Annotated in this window: 22 protein-coding genes; 12 read left to right on the top strand and 10 right to left on the bottom strand. The window is 72.9% G+C overall.

What is annotated here, in order from left to right:
• Nucleotides 1-325 precede the first annotated feature (325 nt).
• On the top strand, nucleotides 326-493 hold the full coding sequence (locus HZZ00_RS31415) for a DUF3117 domain-containing protein (protein ID WP_018544333.1): 168 nt from the start codon (nucleotides 326-328) through the stop codon (nucleotides 491-493).
• A 108-nt stretch (nucleotides 494-601) separates the two neighbouring features.
• Here HZZ00_RS31415 and HZZ00_RS31410 read toward each other — a convergent pair whose 3' ends face one another.
• Nucleotides 602-1,300: an O-methyltransferase gene (locus HZZ00_RS31410; RefSeq protein WP_071828745.1), complete on the bottom strand. Its 699-nt coding sequence runs from the start codon at nucleotides 1,298-1,300 to the stop codon at nucleotides 602-604.
• Between the two features lie 234 nt (nucleotides 1,301-1,534).
• Here HZZ00_RS31410 and sigE point away from each other — a divergent pair, with 234 nt between their 5' ends.
• The 5 genes from sigE to HZZ00_RS31385 all read left to right on the top strand — a co-directional run bounded on the left by sigE (nucleotide 1,535) and on the right by HZZ00_RS31385 (nucleotide 6,468).
• Nucleotides 1,535-2,248 carry an RNA polymerase sigma factor SigE gene (sigE, locus tag HZZ00_RS31405; RefSeq protein ID WP_180329552.1) on the top strand — a complete coding sequence of 238 codons (714 nt, stop codon included), beginning with the start codon at nucleotides 1,535-1,537 and terminating at the stop codon, nucleotides 2,246-2,248.
• Nucleotides 2,245-3,243 (top strand): zf-HC2 domain-containing protein, encoded by a 999-nt coding sequence (locus HZZ00_RS31400; RefSeq protein ID WP_180329551.1) that lies wholly within the window; start codon nucleotides 2,245-2,247, stop codon nucleotides 3,241-3,243. Before sigE ends, HZZ00_RS31400 begins: the two co-directional genes overlap by 4 nt.
• Before the next feature lie 130 nt (nucleotides 3,244-3,373).
• Nucleotides 3,374-5,035 (top strand): S1C family serine protease, encoded by a 1,662-nt coding sequence (locus HZZ00_RS31395; protein WP_180329550.1) that lies wholly within the window; start codon nucleotides 3,374-3,376, stop codon nucleotides 5,033-5,035.
• 84 nt (nucleotides 5,036-5,119) lie between these two features.
• On the top strand, nucleotides 5,120-5,581 hold the full coding sequence (locus HZZ00_RS31390) for a sec-independent translocase (RefSeq protein WP_180329549.1): 462 nt from the start codon (nucleotides 5,120-5,122) through the stop codon (nucleotides 5,579-5,581).
• A gap of 224 nt (nucleotides 5,582-5,805) precedes the next feature.
• Nucleotides 5,806-6,468, top strand: coding sequence for a hypothetical protein (locus HZZ00_RS31385; protein ID WP_180329548.1), 663 nt, complete (start codon nucleotides 5,806-5,808; stop codon nucleotides 6,466-6,468).
• A gap of 50 nt (nucleotides 6,469-6,518) precedes the next feature.
• Here HZZ00_RS31385 and HZZ00_RS31380 read toward each other — a convergent pair whose 3' ends face one another.
• Genes HZZ00_RS31380 through HZZ00_RS31370 form a run of 3 tightly spaced genes read right to left on the bottom strand, consistent with a single transcriptional unit; the run spans nucleotide 6,519 to nucleotide 9,598 of the window.
• Nucleotides 6,519-7,652 carry an Mrp/NBP35 family ATP-binding protein gene (locus tag HZZ00_RS31380; protein ID WP_070026910.1) on the bottom strand — a complete coding sequence of 378 codons (1,134 nt, stop codon included), beginning with the start codon at nucleotides 7,650-7,652 and terminating at the stop codon, nucleotides 6,519-6,521.
• A 43-nt stretch (nucleotides 7,653-7,695) separates the two neighbouring features.
• Nucleotides 7,696-8,307 (bottom strand): DUF1003 domain-containing protein, encoded by a 612-nt coding sequence (locus HZZ00_RS31375; RefSeq protein WP_180329547.1) that lies wholly within the window; start codon nucleotides 8,305-8,307, stop codon nucleotides 7,696-7,698.
• Nucleotides 8,297-9,598 carry a magnesium transporter MgtE N-terminal domain-containing protein gene (locus tag HZZ00_RS31370; RefSeq protein WP_180329546.1) on the bottom strand — a complete coding sequence of 434 codons (1,302 nt, stop codon included), beginning with the start codon at nucleotides 9,596-9,598 and terminating at the stop codon, nucleotides 8,297-8,299. Before HZZ00_RS31370 ends, HZZ00_RS31375 begins: the two co-directional genes overlap by 11 nt.
• A 256-nt stretch (nucleotides 9,599-9,854) precedes the next feature.
• On the opposite strand from HZZ00_RS31370, the gene HZZ00_RS31365 reads away from it, so the two are divergent.
• Entirely contained in the window at nucleotides 9,855-10,604 is a 750-nt protein-coding gene (locus HZZ00_RS31365) for a hypothetical protein (RefSeq protein ID WP_180329545.1), read from the top strand.
• A gap of 174 nt (nucleotides 10,605-10,778) precedes the next feature.
• Here the strand turns inward: HZZ00_RS31365 and HZZ00_RS31360 are convergent, their stop codons facing one another.
• Nucleotides 10,779-11,288 (bottom strand): hypothetical protein, encoded by a 510-nt coding sequence (locus HZZ00_RS31360; RefSeq protein WP_180329544.1) that lies wholly within the window; start codon nucleotides 11,286-11,288, stop codon nucleotides 10,779-10,781.
• Between the two features lie 22 nt (nucleotides 11,289-11,310).
• Nucleotides 11,311-12,438, bottom strand: coding sequence for a magnesium and cobalt transport protein CorA (locus HZZ00_RS31355; RefSeq protein WP_070026906.1), 1,128 nt, complete (start codon nucleotides 12,436-12,438; stop codon nucleotides 11,311-11,313).
• Between the two features lie 504 nt (nucleotides 12,439-12,942).
• Here HZZ00_RS31355 and HZZ00_RS31350 point away from each other — a divergent pair.
• Nucleotides 12,943-13,527 carry a suppressor of fused domain protein gene (locus HZZ00_RS31350; protein WP_180329543.1) on the top strand — a complete coding sequence of 195 codons (585 nt, stop codon included), beginning with the start codon at nucleotides 12,943-12,945 and terminating at the stop codon, nucleotides 13,525-13,527.
• Nucleotides 13,528-13,557: 30 nt separating this feature from the next.
• Here the strand turns inward: HZZ00_RS31350 and HZZ00_RS31345 are convergent, their stop codons facing one another.
• Nucleotides 13,558-14,781, bottom strand: a complete 1,224-nt coding sequence (locus HZZ00_RS31345) for an MFS transporter (protein ID WP_180329542.1) — start codon at nucleotides 14,779-14,781, stop codon at nucleotides 13,558-13,560.
• 195 nt (nucleotides 14,782-14,976) lie between these two features.
• On the opposite strand from HZZ00_RS31345, the gene HZZ00_RS31340 reads away from it, so the two are divergent.
• The 3 genes from HZZ00_RS31340 (at nucleotide 14,977) to HZZ00_RS31330 (ending at nucleotide 17,260) form a co-directional block, all read left to right on the top strand.
• On the top strand, nucleotides 14,977-15,618 hold the full coding sequence (locus HZZ00_RS31340; protein WP_180329541.1) for a DUF6758 family protein: 642 nt from the start codon (nucleotides 14,977-14,979) through the stop codon (nucleotides 15,616-15,618).
• A gap of 101 nt (nucleotides 15,619-15,719) precedes the next feature.
• Nucleotides 15,720-16,577: a PHP domain-containing protein gene (locus HZZ00_RS31335; protein WP_180329540.1), complete on the top strand. Its 858-nt coding sequence runs from the start codon at nucleotides 15,720-15,722 to the stop codon at nucleotides 16,575-16,577.
• A gap of 77 nt (nucleotides 16,578-16,654) precedes the next feature.
• Nucleotides 16,655-17,260: a MarC family protein gene (locus tag HZZ00_RS31330; protein WP_070026900.1), complete on the top strand. Its 606-nt coding sequence runs from the start codon at nucleotides 16,655-16,657 to the stop codon at nucleotides 17,258-17,260.
• Between the two features lie 75 nt (nucleotides 17,261-17,335).
• Here the strand turns inward: HZZ00_RS31330 and HZZ00_RS31325 are convergent, their stop codons facing one another.
• On the bottom strand, nucleotides 17,336-17,488 hold the full coding sequence (locus HZZ00_RS31325) for a hypothetical protein (RefSeq protein WP_086805833.1): 153 nt from the start codon (nucleotides 17,486-17,488) through the stop codon (nucleotides 17,336-17,338).
• Nucleotides 17,489-17,694: 206 nt separating this feature from the next.
• Here HZZ00_RS31325 and HZZ00_RS31320 point away from each other — a divergent pair, with 206 nt between their 5' ends.
• Entirely contained in the window at nucleotides 17,695-18,600 is a 906-nt protein-coding gene (locus HZZ00_RS31320) for an NYN domain-containing protein (protein ID WP_180333779.1), read from the top strand.
• Between the two features lie 72 nt (nucleotides 18,601-18,672).
• Here HZZ00_RS31320 and HZZ00_RS31315 read toward each other — a convergent pair whose 3' ends face one another.
• Nucleotides 18,673-19,563, bottom strand: a complete 891-nt coding sequence (locus tag HZZ00_RS31315) for an alpha/beta fold hydrolase (RefSeq protein ID WP_180329539.1) — start codon at nucleotides 19,561-19,563, stop codon at nucleotides 18,673-18,675.
• Nucleotides 19,564-19,684: 121 nt separating this feature from the next.
• Nucleotides 19,685-22,300: a DEAD/DEAH box helicase gene (locus HZZ00_RS31310; protein WP_180329538.1), complete on the bottom strand. Its 2,616-nt coding sequence runs from the start codon at nucleotides 22,298-22,300 to the stop codon at nucleotides 19,685-19,687.
• Nucleotides 22,301-22,493: the final 193 nt, after the last annotated feature.

Here is a 22,493-nt window from a genome sequence, read left to right as displayed (position 1 = left end):
CCGGGAACAGCATGGCGGAGATCCCGGGCCGAGGGTCCGACCAGCGGTGTGAGCTGCGTCAAAGAAAACCGGACGGAGGTTGGCCGACGGGTGTGTGTGCGATGGCGCAGTATCGCAGCCACATCCCCGAATTGAGTGGTTTTGCTCGCGCGCGTTGCCCAAGCGATGCGGACCGATGTTGGTCATCGGGTCCTGAGATGCGGGATAATGGCTGGGAAGCAATGTGTTCGATGCCGGTGTCGCGTGTCCGATCCGGTCCCGTGGGTGCCCGCCCGGGTGCCACCAATCGGCAGACGATGAGCTGGTTTCAGGAAGGGGAACGAGCATGGCGGCCATGAAGCCGCGGACGGGCGATGGCCCGCTCGAGGTGACCAAGGAGGGGCGGGGCATCGTCATGCGCGTTCCGCTCGAAGGCGGCGGTCGACTCGTCGTCGAGCTGACCCCTGACGAGGCCGAGGCGCTCGGTGACGCCCTCAAGAAGGTCGTCGTCTGACGCGCGCAAGTCAGTCCTCACGGCTGCCCCGGCATCGTACGCGGTGCCGGGGCAGCCGCGTTCCCGGCCCCCCGCACTCGCCGGCGGACCCCTTCCCGACGGCCGCCGTCACCGCTTGACCGCGCACAGCAGCCCGTCGCCGACCGGCAGCAGCGACGTGACCATCTCCTGGCTCTCGCGCACCGTGCGCAGCAGCTCCCGCAGCCGCAGCACCTCCGACGGCTGCGGCCCCGAGTCGACCGTACGGCCGCTCGCGAAGACCCCCTCGAAGACCACCACGCCGCCGGAGCGCAGCAGCCGCAGCGACTCGGCGAAGTAGTCCAGGTACTCCAGCCGGTCCCCGTCGCAGAAGACGAGGTCGTAGCCCGCGTCCGCGAGCCGGGGCAGCACCTCCAGGGCGCGGCCGGGGATGAAGCGGGCCCGGTTGCTGGCGAAGCCGCAGGCGCGGAAGGCCTGCCGGGCGAACTGCTGGTGCTCCGGCTCCGAATCGACCGTGGTGAGCACCCCGTCCGGGCGCATGCCGTGCAGCAGATGGATTCCGGACACCCCGCAGCCCGTGCCGATCTCCGCGACGGCCTTCGCGTCCACGGAGGCGGCGAGCAGGCGCAGCGCGGAGCCCGTGCCGGGCGACACCGAGCGAAGTCCCGCGTCACGGGCGCGGTCGCGGGCCCAGAGCAGCGCTTCGTCCTCGGCGGCAAAGGCGTCGGCGAATGCCGAGCTCGTCTGCCGGTTGCCGGTAATGACCCTCTCCTGTCCCCATGGATGCCTCGGCGTGACTGTATCCGTTGGCGTCGGGAACCCGCAGATGGGACCAGGCGTTTACAAGGAAGAGACGGTGGCGGGGGAATGCTTCGGGGGCAGGGGATGGACGAGGAGAGCGCACAACTGCTGACGCAGCGGCACGAGCCGCACCAGCAAGTATCAAATTCTCGTAAAAACGCTTATCCGGAGCTAACGGGCGAGGTGGCTATGGTAGGGGCTCCACTGGACACCACCAGAGCCGACAGGGGAGGTGCGGCTGCGCCCGAGGACCGGGGCGGAGTGCTGTGGCGCTTCCTCGGGTCGGCGGGCAGGCCGAAATCCGTGACCGACACCGCTGCTGACCACCACGCCGCCGGACTCGCCCCGGGCGAGCCCCAGACCGCGACCTTCACCAGTGACGCGGACGGGCAGGCGTGGACTCCGCCCACCTGGGAGGAGATCGTCAGCACCCACAGCGCCCGCGTCTACCGCCTGGCCTACCGCCTCACGGGCAACCAGCACGACGCGGAGGACCTCACCCAGGAGGTCTTCGTGCGTGTCTTCCGCTCGCTGTCGACGTACTCGCCGGGCACCTTCGAGGGCTGGCTGCACCGCATCACCACCAACCTCTTCCTGGACATGGTCCGGCGCAAGCAGCGCATCCGCTTCGACGCCCTCGGCGAGGACGCGGCCGAGCGCCTGGCCAGCCGCGAACCCACCCCGCAGCAGCTCTTCAACGACGCCCACTTCGACGCGGACGTCCAGCAGGCCCTGGACACCCTCGCGCCCGAGTTCCGGGCCGCCGTCGTGCTGTGCGACATCGAGGGGCTGTCCTACGAGGAGATCGCGGCGACCCTCGGCGTAAAGCTCGGCACCGTCCGCTCCCGCATCCACCGCGGCCGCTCCCAGCTCCGCAAGGCCCTCGCGCACCGCTCACCGGAGGCCCGCGCGGCCGAGCGGCGCTCGTTCCTGGCCCGGGTCCCCGCGCTGGGGGGAGGGGGCGCGACGGCGTGAGCGGATCGCGACAGAAACCCGCCGAGGGGACACGCCTCGCCGAGCAGCATCTGGGAGACCGGCTCTCCGCCCTGGTGGACGGAGAGCTCGGCCATGACACGCGGGAACGCGTCCTCGCCCACCTGGCCACCTGCGCCCGCTGCAAGGCGGAGGCGGACGCCCAGCGCGCGCTGAAGAACGCCTTCGCGGCGGCGCCCCCGCCCCCGCCCTCGGCGAGCCTGCTGGCCCGCCTCCAGGGCCTGCCCGGCGGCGGCCCCGACGGCGGCGGCTCCACGGCCCCGGGACTGCTCGGCAGCGCCCCCGAGGCCCCGGCCTCCGGCTCCCCGGGCGTCTTCGGCACCGGGCGCGGCTTCTCCTTCGGCTACGTCCCGGCACGCCCGCACGGCCCCGGCCCCGCCGTCGAGGACGGCGGCTTCCGCGTCCATCCCGTCGGCCGCCCGGACGACGGCCGCGCCGCCTCGCGCGGGCTGCGGTTCGCGGTCGCCGCCGCGGGCGCGGTGTCGCTGGCCGCGGTCGCCCTCGGCGGCGTGACCACCGCCATCCCCGGCTCCCCGGCGGCGGACGCCCGCGGCTCCGGCACCGGCAGCAACGTGGTCCCGGCCGGCACCACGGGGACCGGCAGCGCCACCGGCGGCACCGGCGCCGGCACGGCCGACACCCAGCGCCGTCGCCCCGGCCCGCTGCTCGCCCAGGGCGGCACCCTGCTCGGGCACACGACGGCGACACCGCCGACCGCCGTCACCGCGCCCCTGGTGCCCGGCGCCCCCGCTCCCTCGGCCGGACCGGACCAGGGCCTCGGCGGCCGGCTGAGCGCTCCGCTGATGGCGGGCGCGACCGCCGTCTCCCCGCTGATACGCCTGCCGGACAAGGCCACGGGCCTGCCGTTGACCAAGTGGTCCACGGTCCCGATGGTCCCCGGCGTGCTCTCCGACTCCCTCCCCGCCACCGCGGCCACCCCCTCGACGTCCCCGAGCGCCCCGCAGGAGGCGCGCTGACCGGCGCTGCGCCACGGCCCGCGGACCTGGTTGAATCCGGTGAGGGCCGTGCCCGTGATGATCGGCCGGGCACGCAGTCGACGTCCCGCGGCCGCCGAAGCGCACGGCCGCGGCCGGCCGTGGGGAGAGCATGAACGAGGGGAACCGCGTCCCGCCGGGAGCGGGTACGGAGGGGGCGGCGGGGACCGGTCCGACGCCGGACGGCGACTTCGAGCTGGCCAAGCCGGAGCGCCCCACGCCGTTGCACGAACCGGACCCCTACAGCACCCCGCCCTACGGCGAGCCGGGCCCCTGGGCCCCCGCCCCGCCGGTCCAGCACCCGGGCACCACCCCGACGCACGGCACCCCGCTGCCGCCGCCACCGGCAGGCCCGCACGGCCACGCCCCGGCACCCGCGCCCGCGTTCCCGGGCGCGCCTGCGCCCGCCGCTCCGGCTGCCCAGGCACCGGCGTCCACCGGCGTACCGGCACCCGCCGCGGCCCCGGCACGGGCGCCCCTTCCGGAAACGGCGCCCGTCCAGGGCTCCACGGCGGTCCCGGAGCGCGTCGCGGCCGGCGGCCCCGTCCCGGTGTCCCCGGCCGCCCCGGGGCCCGCACAGGACCCCTGGGGGCGTTACGACCCGTGGGGGCGAGGGCCGCTCCAGCAGGCCGGCGCCGTGCCGGACGGCGCGCGGCGGGGCGGGCGGCGAGGCGCTCGGTTCCTGGTCGTCTGGACCCTGGCCGTCGCCCTGCTGGCGTCCGGGATCGGCGGCGTCGTCGGCGCCTATGTGGAACGCGGGGGCCTCGGCGGCGAGGTGACCCTGCCGCAGGCAGGGAGCGTGCCCGCCGGGCGCGCCCCGGACAGCGTGGCGGGGATCGCCGCCCGCGCCCTGCCCAGCGTCGTCACCCTGCACGTCTCCGGCTCCGGCGAGGAGGGCACCGGCACCGGCTTCGTGCTCGACGACCGCGGCCACATCCTCACCAACAACCACGTGGTCGCGCCCGCCGCGTCGGGCGGGAAGATATCCGCGACGTTCAGCGGCGGCGACTCCGTCAGGGCCACGGTCGTCGGCCGGGACAGCGGCTACGACCTCGCCGTCGTCCAGGTGCACGGCGTGCGCGGGCTCACCCCGCTGACCCTGGGCGACTCCGACGGCGTCCGGGTCGGCGACCCGGTCGTGGCCATCGGCGCCCCCTTCGACCTCGCCGACACCGTCACCGCGGGCATCATCAGCGCCAAGGAGCGGCCCATCACCGCGGGCGGCGAGGAGGGCGACGGCAGCGACGTGTCCTACGTGGACGCCCTCCAGACCGACGCCCCGATCAACCCGGGCAACTCCGGCGGGCCGCTGCTCGACTCCCGGGGCCACGTCATCGGCATCAACTCGGCCATCCGCTCCGCCGACAGCGGCTCGGACACCGAGGGCGGCCAGGCCGGCTCCATCGGCCTGGGCTTCGCCATCCCGGTCAACCAGGCCCGGCGCGTCGCCGAGGAACTGATCAACGACGGCCACGCCACCCACCCGGTCATCGGCGTCACCCTCGACACGGGCTACACCGGCGACGGCGCCCGCATCGACGACCACGGCGCGAACGGCGGCCCCGCCGTCCTCAAGGGCGGCCCCGGGGAACGGGCCGGGCTCGCGCCGGGCGACCTGATCACCCGGGTCGACGGGGAGCGGGTCCACACGGGTGAGGAGCTGATCGTCAGGATCCGCGCCCACCGGCCGGGCGACCGGCTGCGGCTGACGGTCGAACACGGCGGTGCCGAGCGGGAGGTCTCACTCGTCCTGGGCGCCTCGGAGCGGAACTGACACAAGTCTCACCACGGGACGGTACCGGTCGGACGGGAACGCCGGGTACCGTTGAGCGACCGAGGACATCGCAAGGAGCGTCAGGTGTTCAATGACATAGGGCCAATGGAGCTACTGACGATCATCGTCATCGCGGTGCTCGTGTTCGGTCCGGACAAGCTCCCCAAGGTCATCCAGGACGTCACCCGGACCATCCGGAAGATCCGCGAGTTCTCGGAGAGCGCCAAGCAGGACATCCGCAGCGAACTGGGTCCCGAGTTCAAGGACTTCGACTTCGAGGACCTCAACCCGAAGACGTTCCTGCGCAAGCAGCTGGGCAATGACGACCTGGGCCTCCAGGAGATCCGCAACGGATTCGACCTGAAGAAGGAGATGGCCGAGATCACGGACGCGGTGAACGGCCGCGACACCGGCTCCTCCTCCTCTGCCCCCTCGTCCTCCTCCGAGGCGGCCTCCCCCGCCGCCGGCGGCAAGATCGACATGACCAAGAAGTCCGAGGACCCCGGCAAGGACGAGCGGCCCCCGTTCGACTTCGACGCCACGTAAGCCGCGAACCGTCCCATCCCGACACGCGCACGTGACGCGTGTCATAGCGCGCGCCCGCCGCGAACGGCGTGAACGGGTCGTTCGGGGTACCCCCGCGTCCGGCGCCTGCCCTGCGGCGCTCAGCGGTGTGGTTATGCTGCCGAGTTGTTGTGCGGACCGGAGGAGTACGCCCGAAGGGGGGCGGGCCGCCCCGGTCCGACGAGAGCGAGGAGGCGTCCGGGCAGATGGAGACGACGAGTCGGGTGGGCGCGACGGCGCCGGCCCCGGAGGGCGGGCAGGGGTTCCCCTCCGACCGCCGCACGGTCGACGCCTACCTGCGGGCGCCCTTCCCCTGGTACGGGCTCGACGAGGCGTTCACGGGGCCGCGCTGGCTGATGCAGGTCGGCATGGCCTCCGACGGCGCCGTGGAGCACGGCTCGATCGGGCACGGTGACACGCCCTCCGTCCTGCACGAGGGCGTCACCGGGGAACCGAGGGACAAGTTCGCGGTCGTGGTGACCGTTGCCGCGCACCCGTCCCGGCGGACCGACGACGGGACGGGGCTGCTGGAGGCGACGTCGGTGTCCTCGGCCGCCTGGCTCGCGGGGGTGGGACTGCTGTCCTTCACCTGGCCGGGGCAGCTGGACCACACCCTGCGGGACGACTGGCTGGAGCAGCAGACCGAGACGGCGTGGGCGCTGGCCGACGATCTCGGCGGGCCGGAGTGGTCCCGTCTCTCGCTCCCGGTGGACGGGGTGGCCGCTGACTTCCACTACCGCGAGTCCGAGTTCGGGTGGGTGCTCGCCGGTACCACCGAGGCGGGGGTGCATCTCGGCGCGTACGGCCGGGGGATGAGCGCGTACGGCCTCGGGTTCGCCGCGGTCGAGGACGTCTCCGCCTACGTGTGATCCCCGGGGCGCCGGTTCGTTCCGGCGCCCCTTCGGCGTGGACCGACGGCTCAGAACTTGTTCTTCGGGGTCAGCCCCAGGGACATGCCCGACAGCCCGCGCTGCCGGCCGCCCAGCTTGCCCGCGATCGAGCGCAGGGCCGCGCCCGCGGGGGAGTCGGGGTCGGTCAGCACGACCGGCTTGCCCTCGTCGCCGCCCTCGCGCAGCCGGACGTCGATGGGGATGGAGCCGAGGACCGGGACCGAGGTGCCGGTGGTGCGGGTCAGGCCGTCGGCGACCAGCTGGCCGCCGCCCGTGCCGAAGACGTCGACCATCTCGCCGCAGTGCGGGCAGGGCAGGCCGGACATGTTCTCGACCACGCCGACGATCTTCTGGTGCGTCTGCACCGCGATGGAACCGGCGCGCTCGGCGACCTCGGCCGCCGCCTGCTGCGGGGTCGTGACGACCAGGATCTCGGCGTTCGGGACCAGCTGGGCCACGGAGATCGCGATGTCACCGGTGCCCGGCGGCAGGTCGAGCAGCAGGACGTCCAGGTCGCCCCAGTAGACGTCCGCCAGGAACTGCTGGAGGGCCCGGTGCAGCATGGGGCCGCGCCAGACCACCGGGGCGTTGCCCGGGGTGAACATGCCGATGGAGATGACCTTCACGCCGTTCGCCGACGGCGGCATGATCATGTTCTCGACCTGGGTGGGACGGCCGTCCGCGCCCAGCATGCGCGGCACCGAGTGGCCGTAGATGTCGGCGTCCACGACGCCCACCTTGAGGCCGTCGGCCGCCATGGCCGCCGCCAGGTTCACCGTGACCGAGGACTTGCCGACGCCGCCCTTGCCGGAGGCGACCGCGTAGACCCGGGTGAGATTGCCCGGCTTGGCGAACGGCACCTCGCGCTCGGCCTGGCCGCCGCGCAGCGCCTCGGCCAGCTCCCGGCGCTGCTCGTCGCTCATCACGTCGAGCGTGACGTCGACCCGGGTGACGCCCTCGACCCGCGTGACGGCCTCGGTGACACGCTGGGTGATCGTGTCCCGCATGGGGCAGCCGGAGACCGTCAGGTACACGGTGACCGCGACCGCGCCGTCCTCCCCGATCTCCACCGATTTGACCATCCCCAGCTCGGTGATGGGGCGGTTGATCTCGGGGTCGTTCACCGTCGCCAGTGCCTCGCGCACCGCGTCTTCCGTAGCCATAAGGACGATGGTACGGCGCCCTCGGGGGCCTGGGGGTAGCACCTCAGCGGTCGTCTGCGTCACGTCCCGGCGGGCGTTCCGTCCGTTCCGCCGGGAATACGACCGGCCCCCCGTGACCGCGGCGTTCCATCTCCTTGAGCATGTCCTGGAGCTCGGCGCGGATCCAGTCGCGGGTGGCGACCTCGCCGAGGCCCATCCGCAACGCGGCGATCTCCCGGGTCAGATACTCGGTGTCGGCGATGGACCGCTCGTTCTGCTTACGGTCCTGCTCCAGGTTGACCCGGTCGCGGTCGTCCTGCCTGTTCTGCGCGAGCAGGATCAGCGGGGCCGCGTAGGAGGCCTGGAGGGACAGCGCCAGGGTCAGGAAGATGAACGGGTACTGGTCGAACCGCAGGTGCACGGGCGCGGCCACGTTCCACACCACCCAGACGATGATGACCACCGTCATCCAGACGATGAAGCGTCCCGTGCCGAGGAACCGGGCGATCCGCTCGGACAGCCGGCCGAAGGCGTCCGGGTCCCATTCGGGCAGGAGCCGCCGACGGGGCGGGCGCGGCTGGTCGAGCCGGGGCGTGCGCGGGCGGGTGGCGGCCGTGGCGCCCGAGGGGGCGCGCTCCCGGCCGTGCTCGCGGCCGCCTTCGCGCTCAGGCGTCATGGTGCGTGGCCCCCTCGTCCCCTTCGGGGCTCTCCTCCAGGTGGAACTCGGTCTCGCGCCAGTCGTCGGGCAGCATGTGGTCCAGTACGTCGTCGACGGTCACCGCTCCCAGCAGCGACCCGGCCTCGTCCACCACGGGCGCGGCCACCATGTCGTAGGTGGCGAAGAACCCGGCGATGACCGGCAGCGTGTCGTCCGGCGACAGCGGTTGCAGGTCGTCGTCCAGGAGTGAGCTGACCAGGGTGTACGGGGGGTCGCGCAGCAGCCGCTGGAAGTGGGCGGTGCCCAGGTACTTGCCGGTCGGGGTCTCGTCCGGCGGGCGGCAGACGTAGACCTGGGCGGCGAGCGCGGGGGAGAGGTCGGGGTTGCGGACGCAGGCGAGCGCGTCGGCGACGGTGGCGTCCGGGCGCAGCACGATCGGCTCGGTGGTCATCAGACCGCCGGCCGTGTGCTCCTCGTACGACATCAGCCGGCGCATGTCGGCCGCGTCGGCGGGCTGCATCAGGCTGAGCAGCCGCTCCTTGTCCTCCTCCGGCAGCTCGCCCAGCAGGTCGGCCGCGTCGTCCGGGTCCATGGCCTCCAGGACGTCCGCCGCGCGCTCCTCCTTCAGCTTGCCGAGGATCTCGATCTGGTCGTCCTCCGGCAGCTCCTCCAGTACGTCGGCGAGCCGGTCGTCGTCCAGGGCGGCGGCGACCTCGGCGCGCCGCTTGGCGGACAGGTGGTGCAGCACGTTGGCCAGGTCGGCGGGGCGCAGCTGTTCGAAGGTGGCGAGCAGGTTCTCGGCGCCCTGGCCGTGCTCCTCCAGGGAGAACCCGGAGACGGCCGCCCACTCCACGGTCAGCGTCTCGCCCTTGGCCCGCCGGAAGGCGCTGCCCTTGCGCCCCTTGCGGACGAAGACGCGGTCGACCTCCCAGTCCCGGCGCGCGGGCAGCTGCTGCACGGAGACGTCGAGGACGGTGGCCTCCTCGCCGGTCTCCACCAGGGTGACCCGCTTGTCCAGCAGCTCGCCGAAGACCAGCCGCTCGGTGGGCCGTTGCTCGAAGCGGCGGACGTTCATGACGCCGGTGATGATGACCTGCCCGGAATCGATGCCGGTGACCCGGGTCATGGGCAGGAAGATGCGGCGCCGGGTGGCGAGTTCGACGACCAGCCCGAGCACGCGCGGCGGCCTGCGGCCCACGCGCAGCATCACGACGAGGTCGCGCACGCGGCCCACCTGGTCGCCGCTGGGATCGAAGACGGGGACCCCGGCGAGGTGCGAGACGAAGATCCGGGGAGCGCCGGCTGCCATGGTTCTGCTTCCTCTGCTGCCGCGGCCCGGGGCACGCCCGTGGCCTGGGAATCGCTCTGCGTTTCGGGTTGTCCACCTGGTCGGCGGGTCGTTGCGGAATTGCTCGGATTTGCCCGCACGGGTGCGCTTCAGGCTAGCCCGTACCGCTTGGATACGCCCTGGTGGGGGGTCCGGACGGACCGGCTCCGCCGGGGGCCGGGGCACCGGTACGCTGCGGTACGCCGCTGAAGGAACCGTCGGAAAGGCGACCTCACCTGTGACTGCGATTCCCCCCGGCCGTACCCGTCTGGTGACCGCGATCTGCGCGCTGGCCGTGACCGGCGCGGCGGTGCTCACGGGGTGCGGCGACGACCCGGACGCGGGGACGAACGGCGTGGGCAGGCTGCCCGCCGGGAAGATCCAGGCCAGGACCCGGGCGGCGGCCGACGCGGCGCCCGCGGTACGGCTCGCCGGGACCGTGGTCACCAGCGGCCGTACGTACCGGCTGGACATGCGGCTGAAGGCCGACGGCGGGACCGGCTCGGTGACCTCCGAGGGCGCCACGTTCCGGCTGCTGCGGGTGGGCAGCCAGCTGTACCTGAAGGCCGGCGCGGACTTCTGGCGGCAGGCCGACGGCGAGAACGGCACCGGCTCCCAGGGCGCGGGGGCCGCGGCCAAGCTCGACGGCAAGTACGTGAAGGTGCCGCAGGGGGACCCCGCGTACAAGAAGTTCAGCGGCTTCACGGACAAGGACGTCCTCCTGGCTGGTCTGCTGACACTGCACGGCACGCTGGCGACGGACGGGCACCACGCCCAGGCGGGTACCCGCACCATTCGCATCACCGGCGACCACGGCTCCGGCGGCACCCTGGACGTCTCCCTCCAGGGCACCCCCTATCCCCTCGCCCTCACCCGCGCGGGCAACGCGGGCACGCTCCGGTTCTCCGACTGGGGCAAGAACTTCGCGCTCGCCGAGCCCGCGGACTCGGAGACGGTGGACTACGGGCAGCAGCTGCCGACGTCGTGAACACGGGGCGGTGGCCGCCCGCCACCTCTGTTCGCCGGCACCGGCGTCACCGCCGCCGCCACGACGACGGCCGGCCGTCTCGGCGGTACTCCGCCGCCACGACGACGGCCGGCCGTCTCGGCGGTACTCCGCCGCCACGACGACCCGCGGGCCGGGCCTCGCCCGGCCCTTGCGCTACCGGCCCTTGCGGCGCTTGGCCAGCAGTCTCGGCAGGGCCGCCGGGACCGGGCGGCGCGTCGTCGCCGGGGTCGGGACCGGTCTTTGTGCGAGGTCTTCGGCGGGCAGCGGCGCCACCGGACCCGCCGGCACCAGCCGGAGCACCCGGCACTCGCGGGCCCAGCGGTCCGGCATCCGCTCCGCGTCGGGGGCGTTCAGCCGCTTGCCCTTCAGCTCGCCGACCGCCGCCTCCCACTCCGGGGTGCCGGCGGGCAGCTCGGTGACGGTCGCCGGGAAGGACACGAGCCGGCCGCCCTTGTCCTTGCTGCGTACGGTCACCTCGGCGGTCGCGCCGTCGGCCAGCCCGGTCAGCGGCTGCTCCCCGGGCCCGTCGCCGACCAGGCACACCGCGCCCTCGTGCCACACGTGCCACAGCGCACGCGCGGCACCGGCGCCGGCGACCCAGACGAGGCCGGACTTCTTGGCGGCCTCCTCGATGAGAGCCCGGTCGAGCAGCTCGCTTGTCATGCGCTCACCCTATCCGCGCCGCTCACAGCCAGCCGTTGCGCTTCAGCGTCCGGTGGATGCCCAGACACAGCGCCACCGTGATGCCCATGATCACCGGGTAGCCGTACTTCCAGTGCAGCTCGGGCATGTACTTGAAGTTCATGCCGTACACCCCGCACACCATCGTCGGCACGGCGATGATCGCGGCCCACGCGGTGATCTTCCGCATGTCCTCGTTCTGCGCGACCGACGCCTGCGCCAGGTTGGCCTGAAGGATGGAGTTGAGCAGTTCGTCGAAGCCCAGCACCTGCTCCTGGACCCGGGCGAGGTGGTCGGCGACGTCCCGGAAGTACTTCTGGATGTCCGGGTCGATCAGCCGCATCGGCCGCTCGCTGAGCAGCTGCATCGGCCGCAGCAGCGGTGCCACCGCCCGCTTGAACTCCATGACCTCGCGCTTGAGTTGGTAGATCCGCGCGGAGTCCACACCGCGCGAGACCCCGCCCCGGCCCGGCGAGAAGACCTCGGTCTCCACCTCGTCGATGTCGTCCTGCACCGCGGCGGCGACCGCGATGTAGCCGTCCACCACGTGGTCGGCGATGGCGTGCAGCACCGCCGAGGGGCCCTTGGCCAGCAGCTCCGGGTCGTCCTGCAGCCGGTGCCGCAGGGCCCGCAGCGAGCCCTGGCCGCCGTGCCGGACGGTGATGAAGAAGTCCCGGCCGGTGAAGCACATCACCTCGCCGGTCTCCACGACCTCGCTGTTGGCGGTCAGCCGGTCGTGCTCGACGTAGTGGATGGTCTTGAAGACGGTGAACAGGGAGTCGTCGTACCGCTCCAGCTTGGGCCGCTGGTGTGCCTGCACCGCGTCCTCGACGGCCAGCGGGTGCAGCCCGAACTCCCCGGCGATACCGGCGAATTCGGCCTCGGTCGGCTCGTGCAGACCGATCCACACGAAGCCGCCGTCGCGCCGCACCAGCCGCATCGCCTCCTGCGGGGTCAGCGGCTTCGCGCTCGGCAGGCGCCGGCCGTCGCGGTAGACGGCGCAGTCGACCACGGCCGAGGGGGTGGCGGGGTCGCGCGTGGTGTCGTACGGCGCCGACGGCGCGGGCGTGGCCTTGCGGGGCGCGACGCGGGAGGGACGGACCACGGCGCGCAGGTCGCGGATCATCGACATGGGCAGGCTCCTTCGCGGCAGGCAACGAAAGACCGCCGGTGACGGGTGGAACTACCCGGAATGAGGACGTCCTTCAGGGGTCTCCCCTCCCGCGAGGCAGGGGAAGGATGTTTGGCTCGTCCACAAAGCGGGGAGCACCGCACCGTTGCGGTGGCGACTTCGCTGCTGATGCAGAACTGATGCAGATCAGGCAAAGCGAAACGAAGTGCTCTTCCGGACAGTGACGCGCACGGGAAGGCGGCAGCCGGCCAGATCGGGAATCAGCCAGTGGCTACGAGCCGGTGACTACATCAGCGGGCGGAAGAGCGAGTGGTACTACCAGGTCGACTTCGATCCATGACAGCCCCACCTCCTCCGGCCGGTCCCTCGTAAGGGAGTCCTTTCGGTACCGGGACCTGATAGCGACGCTTCGCGTGCCGCCCCGAACCACCGGCTCAGAGTACCAGCCGCCCTCGCTGTCAAGGTGCCGCTTTGCCCGCTACTGACGAGTTCTATGCTCACCGCATGGTTGATGTTCTTCCTCTGGTCGAGGCACGGTTGGCCACCGCGCTGGGCGCGGCGGACGCGCGGGCGGCCGTCACCTTCCTCGGCACGGACCGCATCGAGGTGCTCCGCTTCACCGAGGGGGACGTCGTCCGCTACGCGACCCTCGGCATGTCCGCGCATCCCATGACCGATCCCACCGCGCTGGTCGCCGACCCCGTCAAGGGCCCCCGGGCCGAACTGGTGCTGTCGGTCCGCGCGGGCGTCGCCGACACCGACAAGGTGCTCCGCCCGCTCGCCGTGCTCGCCGCGTCCCCGCAGGTGGAGGGGTTGGTCGTGGCCCCGGGCAGCTCTCTGGACGTGGGTGAGCCGCTGTGGCCGGGCGCCCCCTTCACCTCGGTCCTGGTGGGCGAGGGCGGCGGGCTGGTCGAGGACCTGGAGCTGGACGACCCGCTGGAGCCCGTACGGTTCCTGCCGCTGCTGCCCATGACGCCGAACGAGGCCGCCTGGAAGCGGGTGCACGGCGCCCAGGCGCTCCAGGAGCGCTGGCTCGCGCACGGCACGGACCTGCGGGATCCGGTCCGCAGGTCCGTGCCGCTGGAGTGAGCAAGCTCACCGTGCCGCCGCTCGGCCGGCTCAGTCGGCGAAGACGGTGACGCCGTCCTCGGCGGCGTGCCGGGGCGCCAGCTCCTCGGCCTCGTGGGTGAGGGCCCGGCGCCGGACGCCGACCACGAGGGCGCCCAGCAGCGCGGTGACCGCCGCGACCGCGAACGGGACGTGGATGTCGGTCCACTCCTCGATCTTCGGCGCGAAGTAGGGCGCCGCCGCGGCCGCGAACCAGCGGACGAAGTTGTAGCCCGCGCTCGCCACCGGGCGCGGGGCGTCCGACACGCCGAGGGCCAGCTCGGTGTAGACGGTGTTGTTCACGCCGATGAACGCACCGGACAGGATGGTGCAGACGATCGCGGCGGTGTGGTCGCCGTAGCCGAGCACCAGGACGTCGGCCGCGAGCAGCACCAGCGAGCCGCCGAGCACCTTCAGCGAGCCGAACCGCTTCTGCATGCGCGGGGCGACGAGCACCGAGAACACCGCGAGCAGCACGCCCCAGGCGAAGAACACCGCGCCGGAGCGGTACGGGGTCATGTTCAGCACGAACGGCGTGAAGGCCAGCACGGTGAAGAACGTGTAGTTGTAGAAGAACGCCGAGATCGCCGCCGAGGCCAGACCGCCGTGGCCGAGCGCCTTGAGCGGGTCCAGGACCGAGGTCTTGCGGGCCGGCTTCGGCTGCTCCTTCAGGAACGCCGTGATGCACAGGAAGCCGATCGCCATCAGGGTGGCGGTGCCGAAGAACGGGTAGCGCCAGCTGACGTTGCCCAGGACCGCGCCGAGCAGCGGGCCGCAGGCCATGCCGAGGCCGAGCGCGGACTCGTAGAGCAGGATCGCCGCGGCGCTGCCGCCGGCCGCCGCGCCGACGATCACCGCGAGGGCGGTGGAGACGAACAGCGCGTTGCCGAGGCCCCAGCCCGCCCGGAAGCCGACCAGCTGGCCGACCGTGCCGGAGGTGCCGGCGAGACCGGCGAAGACCACCACGAAGGCGAGACCGAGCAGCAGCGTCTTCTTGCCGCCGATGCGGCTGGAGACGAAGCCGGTCAGCAGCATCGCCACGGCGGTGATCAGGAAGTACGAGGTGAAGAGCAGGGACACCTGGCTGGGTGTGGCGTGCAGACCCTGTGCGATCGACGGCAGGATCGGGTCGACCAGGCCGATGCCCATGAAGGCGACGACGGAGGCGCCGGCCGTGGCCCAGACCGCCTTGGGCTGCCGCAGGATGCCGCCGGCTCCCGCGTCGAGGGGGTCCATGTGCTTCTCCCATCCGCGTGTGGCACGCAGTCCAGATAGTTGGCTTATACACATAGTAAGTTAGCTCGGCTAATTAGTGCAAGATGCACCTAAATCCCTGGTCGGCGGGCCACGGCCGGGTGTGGCCGCGGGGGTTCCCTCCGGACGGGTGATCGTCCTTGACGTGGACGGGCCGGGGTAGGACCGTGGGGCCCTATGAGGGGCGAACCCAGTTGCCCGCGGTGTGGTGGCCGGGTCAGGGCTCCCGGCCTCTTCGCCGATACGTGGCAGTGCGATGCGCACGGCGCGGTGTTTCCGCTGCAGCCCGTGATCCCGCCCAGCGTCGAGGCCCTCGGTGCCGTGGTGCACCGCACGCATGTGCCGCTGTGGATGCCGTGGCCGCTGCCGGTCGGCTGGCTCTTCACGGGGGCGGCCTACGCCGGGGACGACCGCAGCGGCGGCCGGGCGACCGCCGTCGCCTGCTCCGGACCCGGCCCGCTCGGCGGGCCGGGCGAGCTGATCCTGGTCGCCGAGGAGATGGGCGTCGGCCTCGGCGCGCGCTACGCGGGCATCGACGGCCCGGACCCGGGGGCGTACATGAACGTCGAGAAGCCGCCCCAGACCAAGGTGCTCGCGGCCGGCCGCCCCACCCCGCTGTGGCACGTCTACCGCACCCCCGACGACCGCGCCGTCTTCGCCGGCGAGGCGCTGGGCATGTGGCTGTGGGCGGTGATCTGGCCCGAGCAGGCGGGCCTGCTCCTGTACGACGAGCTGGTCCTGACCGATCTGCGCGACGCGGGCGCCGAACTGGACCTGGTGCCCTGCGGCGCCCTGTCGCCGCGACTGATGCACCCCTAGGGATGTAGGGGGCGCTCCCGGGCGGCGGCCGTGACAAAGGGGGTGCGCGGGGCGGTTATCCTGAGGTGTCCACTTCCGTCCTGGTCCCGTCTGGAGTCACCGTGCGCATCGATCTGCACTGTCACTCCACCGCGTCCGACGGTACGGACACCCCCGCCGAGCTGGTCCGTGAGGCCGCCGCGGCCGGACTGGACGTCGTCGCGCTGACCGACCACGACACCACCCGCGGCCACGCCGAGGCGATCGCCGCGCTGCCCGCCGGGCTGACCCTGGTCCCCGGCGCCGAGCTGTCCTGCCGCCTCGACGGTGTCTCGATGCACATGCTCGCCTACCTCTTCGACCCCGAGGAGCCCGCCCTGCTCACCGAGCGCGAGCTGGTCCGGGACGACCGGGTGCCGCGGGCCAAGGGCATGGTCGCCAAGCTGAACGCGCTCGGTGTGCCGGTGACCTGGGAGCAGGTCGAGCGGATCGCCGCCGGCGGCTCCGTGGGGCGCCCGCACGTCGCCTCCGCGCTGGTCGAGCTGGGCGTGGTGGAGACGGTGGGCGACGCGTTCACCGAGGAGTGGCTCGCCGACGGCGGCCGGGCCTACGTGGAGAAGCACGAGACCGACCCCTTCGAGGCGATCCGGCTGGTCAAGGCCGCGGGCGGGGTCTGCGTGTTCGCGCACCCGGCCGCCGCCAAGCGCGGCCGCACGGTCCCCGAGTCCGCCATCGCGAAGATGGCCGCGGCGGGTCTGGACGGCATCGAGGTCGACCACATGGATCACGACGCCGAGACCCGCGAGCGTCTGCGTGGTCTGGCGAAGGACCTCGGACTGCTGGTGACGGGCTCCTCGGACTACCACGGCACGCGCAAGACCGTGGCGCTCGGCGCGTACACGACCGACCCCGAGGTGTACGGGGAGATCACCCGCCGGGCGACCGGCGCGTTCCCGGTCCCGGGGGCCGGCGGAGCCTGAGGCCGCCCTCCGACGGCCGGCCCGCGCGCACTCACACCCTCAGTTCTTCTTCTTCCGGCAAGGCCAGTACTTCCCCCATGTTCGACATCGCCGTCTTCGGCTCTCTGTTCCTGACCCTTTTTGTCATCATGGATCCCCCTGGGATCACCCCGATCTTCCTCGCCCTGACCGCCGGCCGCCCGGCGAAGACGCAGAAGCGGATGGCGTTCCAGGCCGTCTGCGTGGCCTTCGGGGTCATCGCCGTCTTCGGCGTCCTGGGTCACCAGATCCTGGACTATCTGCACGTCTCCGTGCCCGCCCTGATGATCGCGGGCGGTCTGCTGCTCCTGCTGATCGCGCTCGACCTGCTCACCGGCAAGAACGACGAGCCGAAGGCCACCAAGGACGTCAACGTGGCCCTCGTGCCGCTGGGCATGCCGCTGCTGGCGGGGCCGGGCGCGATCGTCTCCGTCATCCTGGCCGTGCAGAAGGCCCACAGTGTGGACACCCAGATATCCGTGTGGATCGCGATCGTCGCGATCCACGTGGTGCTGTGGCTGGTGATGCGCTACTCGCTGCTGATCATCCGGCTGATCAAGGACGGCGGCGTGGTCCTGGTGACGCGGCTCGCGGGCATGATGCTCTCCGCTATCGCCGTGCAGCAGATCATCAACGGGATCACCCAGGTGATCCGGGGAAGCTGACGCTCAGGTGATCCGGGGGGACCGGGCCGTCGTGACGCGGCTCGGTTCCCCCGGAAGGCGTGAGCGGGAACCCCGTTATGAGGCCGGGGTCTCGGCCGGGCGGATCCACAGGCGCTGCCCCACGGCGGCGGCCTGCTGAACGATCCGGTTGACGGAGGCGGCGTCCACGACGGTGCTGTCCACGGTGGTCCCGTCGACCTCGTCGAGTCGCATGATTTCGAAGCGCACAGGCTTCTCCCTTCGTCTGGTCATCCTCCTGCGGAGAACTACTCGATGGCACCGGATGTGTATCCGGTGTCGTACTGAGTCAACGTGCTGCTGGTGACAAACATTCCCTACGCTAAGGAAATTTTTCGCGCATCTAATTACTGACTGATAAGTATCGTTCGAGACAGATCGGGACCGGTTGTGTTCACAGTGTGACGACGAGGAGAATGGAGGTGATGAACGACGACCTGGCGCCCCTTGCCGCCCGTATCGACCGTACGAACGAGCTGCTCGAACGCATGCTCGCCGAGGTGGCGAAGACACCCTCGACACACGCGATCTTCGTGGACGCGGGGTATCTGTACGCGGCGGCGGGCCGGCTGGTCGCCGGGACCGAGGACCGCCGGGCCTTCGACGTCGACGCGGAAGGACTGATCGACGCGCTGATCGACCGCGCCCGCACCGTCTTCGCGGACAGCCGGCTGCTGCGCGTCTACTGGTACGACGGCGCCCGGCGCCGCATCCACACCGCCGAGCAGCAGACCATCGCCGAACTCCCCGACGTCAAGGTCCGCCTCGGCAACCTCAACGCCAACAACCAGCAGAAGGGCGTCGATTCGCTGATCCGCACGGATCTGGAGTCACTCGCCCGGCACCGCGCCATCAGCGACGCGGCCCTGCTCGGCGGCGACGAGGACCTGGTCTCCGCGGTCGAGGCGGCCCAGGGCTACGGCGCCCGCGTCCACCTGTGGGGCATCGAGGCGCCCGAGGGCCGCAACCAGGCCGAGCCGCTGTTGTGGGAGGTCGACAGCCAGCGCACCCTCGACCTGGAGTTCTTCAAGCCCTACGTCTCCAGACGCACGGCCGCCGCCTACGAGGCCGGCGCGGGGGCCCGGCCCACCCGCGAGGACGTGCGCTTCGTCGGCGCCCAGATCGCCGCCAAATGGCTGGCCTCCCGGGGCCGTGACGCCCTGGTCGAGCTGCTGCCCGGCCACCCGTACCTGCCCGGCTCCGTCGACCAGGACCTGCTGGTCGAGGCCGAGGGCCTGCTCCAGTACTCCCTGCGCGGCCAGGCGGATCTGCGCCGGGCCCTGCGGGACGGCTTCTGGGACCACCTCCAGGCGCAGTACTGACGGCACGATCAGGACCAGCGCAGTTCTGACGGCGCGAGCAGGACCAGCGCAGTACTGACGGCACGACCAGGACTAGGCGTGCCGTTCGGACGCGTCTGCCGCGTCCCAGAAGTCGGCGAGCGCGCGCGCCGTTTCGAGGGGGCTCTCGGTGTTGGGGGAGTGCTCGGTGCCGTCGACGACCGTGCGCCGCGCCCCCAGGCGCACCGCCATGTCGTCCAGCAGGGGCACCGGCCAGGTGTCGTCCCGGACACCCGACAGCACGTGGAACGGCAGCGGCAGGGCGGCCAGTTCCGCGACCCGGTCCGGCTCCGCGCACAACTGACGGCCGGTGGCGATCAGCTGGGCGGGCTTCGTGCCCAGCCAGCGGCGCCGCATGTCCTCCCGCACGGCCGGGGTGTCCCCCGGTTCGGGCGTCCGCGTCTCCTCGGGCGCCTCCATGGCCCGCATCGCCTCCCACACCTCGGCCATCGTCATCACGGCGAGCGCGTCCCGCAGCAGCTTCACCCGCTCCTGCTGGGACGGGGAGATCCGGGCCGGGCCGGACGCCATCAGCGTCAGCGACCGGAAGGGGGTGTGGTCCAGCAGTACGGCGGCGCGGCAGATCTGGCCGCCGAGCGAGTGCCCCAGCAGATGCACCGGCCCGCCGAGCGCCTCGGCCTGTGCCAGCACGTCCCGCGCCAACTCGGCCTGTGCGTAGGCGGATTCGTCGTGCTCCGGGCCGTCCGACTCGAACTGCCCGCGCCCGTCGACGGCCACGGTCCGGTACCCGCGCTCGCCCAGCGGCACGTGCAGCGGGTTGAAGTCCTCCTTGCTGCCGGTGAACCCCGGCACCAGCAGGACGACCCCCCTCGGCTCCACACCCGCCGCGACGGGGGCGTCCACCACGGCGAACTCCCCGCGCGCGGTACGCAGCGGGTACGCCTGGGCGCCGGGGGGCGGGACGAAGGTGCTGGGCATGCTCATGGGGAGAGGCTATCGGGCGTGCCGGGCGGCCGGCCGTGCGCAGGGAGGCGTCCGGGAACGGCGACGGCCCGGCCCACCTGAGTGGACCGGGCCGTCATCGACTGCCGCCGACGCGCGCGGATCAGGCCTCCGAGGCCTCCACGGCCGCCGTCGCCTTGCGGGTGCGGCGCGGCTTGGCCGCCGGGGCGGCCTCCTCGGTCGCGGCCTCGGTGGCGGCGGCGGTCTTCCGCGTACGGCGCGGCTTGGTCTCCGGCTCGCCGCTGGCCTGCGCCGGGATCTCCGCCGTGGCCTTACGGGTGCGCCGGGCCTTCGGAGCGGCCGGCTCGACACCGTCGGCCGCGTCCACGGCCGCGGCCGCGGTCTTGCGGGTGCGGCGCGGCTTCACCTCCGCGGCCTCCGCCTCGGTGGCCTCGGCGCTCGCCGCGGTCTTGCGGGTGCGGCGGGGCTTGGCCTCGGCCTCGGGGGCCTCCGCCTCGGTCTCCGGCTTTGCGGCGGCCGACTTGCGGGTGCGGCGCGGCTTGGCCTCGGCCTCCGGCGCGTCCGCCTCGGCGGCGGTCGCCTTCCGGGTGCGGCGGGGCTTGGCCTCGGCCTCGGGGGCCTCCGCCTCGGTCTCCGGCTTGGCGGCCGCGGTCTTGCGGGTGCGGCGCGGCTTGGCCTCCGCGGCCTCGGCCGTGTCCACCGCGGCCTCCGCCGTCTTGCGGGTGCGGCGCGGCTTGGCCGCCGGGGCGGCCTCGTCGGTCGCGGCCTCGGTGGCGGCGGCCGTCTTCCGCGTGCGGCGCGGCTTGGCCTCGGCGGCTTCGGCGGTCTCCGCAGCGGCCTCGGCGCTCGCCGCGGTCTTCCGGGTGCGGCGCGGCTTGGCCTCGGCCTCGGGGGCGTCGGCCTCCGCCTTGGCGGCGGCCGTCTTGCGCGTACGGCGGGGCTTGGCCTCGGCCTCGGGGGCCTCCGCCTCGGTCTCCGGCTTTGCGGCGGCCGACTTGCGGGTGCGGCGCGGCTTGGCCTCCGTGGCCTCCACCGTGTCCACCGCGGCCTCCGCGGTCTTGCGGGTGCGACGGCGCGGCTTGGTCTCCGGCTCCGGCTGCGTCTCCACGGCCGGGGCCTCGGCGACGGCGGCCTCGGCGGCCACGGCCTCCTGGGCCGGCGTCTCGACCGCGGCCGTCTCGGCGCGCTCCGCGGACGCGCGGGTGCGTCGGCGACGCGGCTTCTCCTCGGCGGGCGCCTCAACGGCGGGCGCGGCGGACTCCACGACGGGCACGGCCACGGGTGCGGCCTGCGGCGTCTCGGTGGTCGCCTCCGCCGTCACCGCGACCGGGGCCTGGGCACCGCCACGGGTGCGGCGGCGACGGCGCGGGGTGCGCGGGGACGCCGGCTCCTCCACGGACGGCGCGGACTCGGTGGCCGGGGCCGCGGCGGACGGGTCCACCGGGGAGCCGCCACGGGTGCGGCGGCGACGGCGCGGGGTACGGGCCGCGCGCTCGCGCTCGGGGGCCGGGGCGCCGGAGCGGTCGGGACGGCCATCGCGGCCACGGCCGCGCGCACCCCGTCCGCCGGTCTCGCCCAGGTCCTCCAGCTCCTCCGCGTCCAGACCGGCACGGGTCCGCTCCGAGCGCGGCAGGATGCCCTTGGTGCCCTCGGGGATGCCGAGGTCCGAGAACAGGTGCGGGGACGACGAGTACGTCTCCACCGGGTCGTTGAAGTCCAGCTCCAGCGCCTTGTTGATCAGCTGCCAGCGCGGGATGTCGTCCCAGTCCACGAACGTGATCGCCGTGCCCTTGGCGCCCGCGCGGCCGGTGCGGCCGACGCGGTGCAGGTACGTCTTCTCGTCCTCGGGGGACTGGTAGTTGATGACGTGGGTGACGCCCTCGACGTCGATGCCGCGCGCGGCCACGTCGGTGCAGACCAGCACGTCGACCTTGCCGTTGCGGAAGGCGCGCAGCGCCTGCTCGCGGGCGCCCTGGCCGAGGTCGCCGTGGACCGCGCCGGAGGCGAACCCGCGGCGCTGCAACTGCTCGGCGATGTCGGCGGCCGTGCGCTTGGTCCGGCAGAAGATCATCGCCAGTCCGCGGCCCTCGGCCTGCAGGATGCGGGCGACCATCTCCGGCTTGTCCATGTTGTGCGCGCGGTAGACGAACTGCTTGATGTTCGCGACCGTCGCGCCCTCGTCGTCCGGCGCGGTGGCGCGGATGTGCGTGGGCCGGGACATGTAGCGGCGCGCGAGGCCGATGACCGCGCCCGGCATGGTCGCCGAGAACAGCATGGTCTGGCGCTTGGCCGGCAGCATGCCGATGATCTTCTCGACGTCGGGCAGGAAGCCCAGGTCGAGCATCTCGTCGGCCTCGTCGAGGACGAGGCACTTGACGTGCTTCAGGTCCAGCTTCTTCTGGCCCGCGAGGTCCAGGAGCCGGCCCGGGGTGCCGACGACGACGTCGACGCCCTTCTGCAGGGCCTCGACCTGGGGCTCGTAGGCCCGGCCGCCGTAGATGGCCAGCACGCGCACGTTACGGACCTTGCCGGCCGTCTGGAGGTCGTTGGTGACCTGCGTGCACAGCTCGCGGGTGGGGACGACGACGAGCGCCTGCGGGGCGTCGGTGAGGGCTTCGGGGGCGGCGCGTCCGGCCTCCACGTCGGCGGGGACGGTCACGCGCTCGAGGAGCGGGAGGCCGAAGCCCAGCGTCTTGCCGGTGCCGGTCTTGGCCTGGCCGATGACGTCCGTGCCGGAAAGGGCGACGGGGAGCGTCATCTCCTGGATGGGGAAGGGATTGACGATGCCGACGGCCTCCAGGGCCTCGGCGGTCTCGGGGAGAATCCCAAGGTCTCGAAACGTCGTAGTCAGGGTGCTGCCTCTTCTGTGTGGCGCGGTGCGAGGCGAGCGCGGGGGTCGTGGCTGACCGTGCCGGGGACGTCGGCTTGCCGTACGGGCCAACCAGTCAAGG

Origin of the sequence: Streptomyces sp. NEAU-sy36, from assembly GCF_013423905.1 — a bacterium.
Lineage (GTDB): Bacteria > Actinomycetota > Actinomycetes > Streptomycetales > Streptomycetaceae > Streptomyces > Streptomyces misionensis.
Note: the sequence above shows the minus strand (reverse complement) of the source record. Positions and strands in the feature narration are given on the sequence as shown.

Excerpts from the sequence above, each read along its gene's own strand:
- HZZ00_RS31415 (WP_018544333.1), top strand. The coding sequence starts at position 326 with ATGGCGGCCATGAAGCCGCGGACGGGCGATGGCCCGCTCGAGGTGACC.
- HZZ00_RS31395 (WP_180329550.1), top strand. The coding sequence starts at position 3,374 with ATGAACGAGGGGAACCGCGTCCCGCCGGGAGCGGGTACGGAGGGGGCG.
- HZZ00_RS31385 (WP_180329548.1), top strand. The coding sequence starts at position 5,806 with ATGGAGACGACGAGTCGGGTGGGCGCGACGGCGCCGGCCCCGGAGGGC.
- HZZ00_RS31380 (WP_070026910.1), bottom strand. The coding sequence starts at position 7,652 with ATGGCTACGGAAGACGCGGTGCGCGAGGCACTGGCGACGGTGAACGAC.
- HZZ00_RS31375 (WP_180329547.1), bottom strand. The coding sequence starts at position 8,307 with ATGACGCCTGAGCGCGAAGGCGGCCGCGAGCACGGCCGGGAGCGCGCC.
- HZZ00_RS31370 (WP_180329546.1), bottom strand. The coding sequence starts at position 9,598 with ATGGCAGCCGGCGCTCCCCGGATCTTCGTCTCGCACCTCGCCGGGGTC.
- HZZ00_RS31360 (WP_180329544.1), bottom strand. The coding sequence starts at position 11,288 with ATGACAAGCGAGCTGCTCGACCGGGCTCTCATCGAGGAGGCCGCCAAG.
- HZZ00_RS31355 (WP_070026906.1), bottom strand. The coding sequence starts at position 12,438 with ATGTCGATGATCCGCGACCTGCGCGCCGTGGTCCGTCCCTCCCGCGTC.
- HZZ00_RS31350 (WP_180329543.1), top strand. The coding sequence starts at position 12,943 with ATGGTTGATGTTCTTCCTCTGGTCGAGGCACGGTTGGCCACCGCGCTG.
- HZZ00_RS31345 (WP_180329542.1), bottom strand. The coding sequence starts at position 14,781 with ATGGACCCCCTCGACGCGGGAGCCGGCGGCATCCTGCGGCAGCCCAAG.
- HZZ00_RS31340 (WP_180329541.1), top strand. The coding sequence starts at position 14,977 with ATGAGGGGCGAACCCAGTTGCCCGCGGTGTGGTGGCCGGGTCAGGGCT.
- HZZ00_RS31330 (WP_070026900.1), top strand. The coding sequence starts at position 16,655 with ATGTTCGACATCGCCGTCTTCGGCTCTCTGTTCCTGACCCTTTTTGTC.
- HZZ00_RS31320 (WP_180333779.1), top strand. The coding sequence starts at position 17,695 with ATGGAGGTGATGAACGACGACCTGGCGCCCCTTGCCGCCCGTATCGAC.
- HZZ00_RS31315 (WP_180329539.1), bottom strand. The coding sequence starts at position 19,563 with ATGAGCATGCCCAGCACCTTCGTCCCGCCCCCCGGCGCCCAGGCGTAC.
- HZZ00_RS31310 (WP_180329538.1), bottom strand. The coding sequence starts at position 22,300 with ATGACGCTCCCCGTCGCCCTTTCCGGCACGGACGTCATCGGCCAGGCC.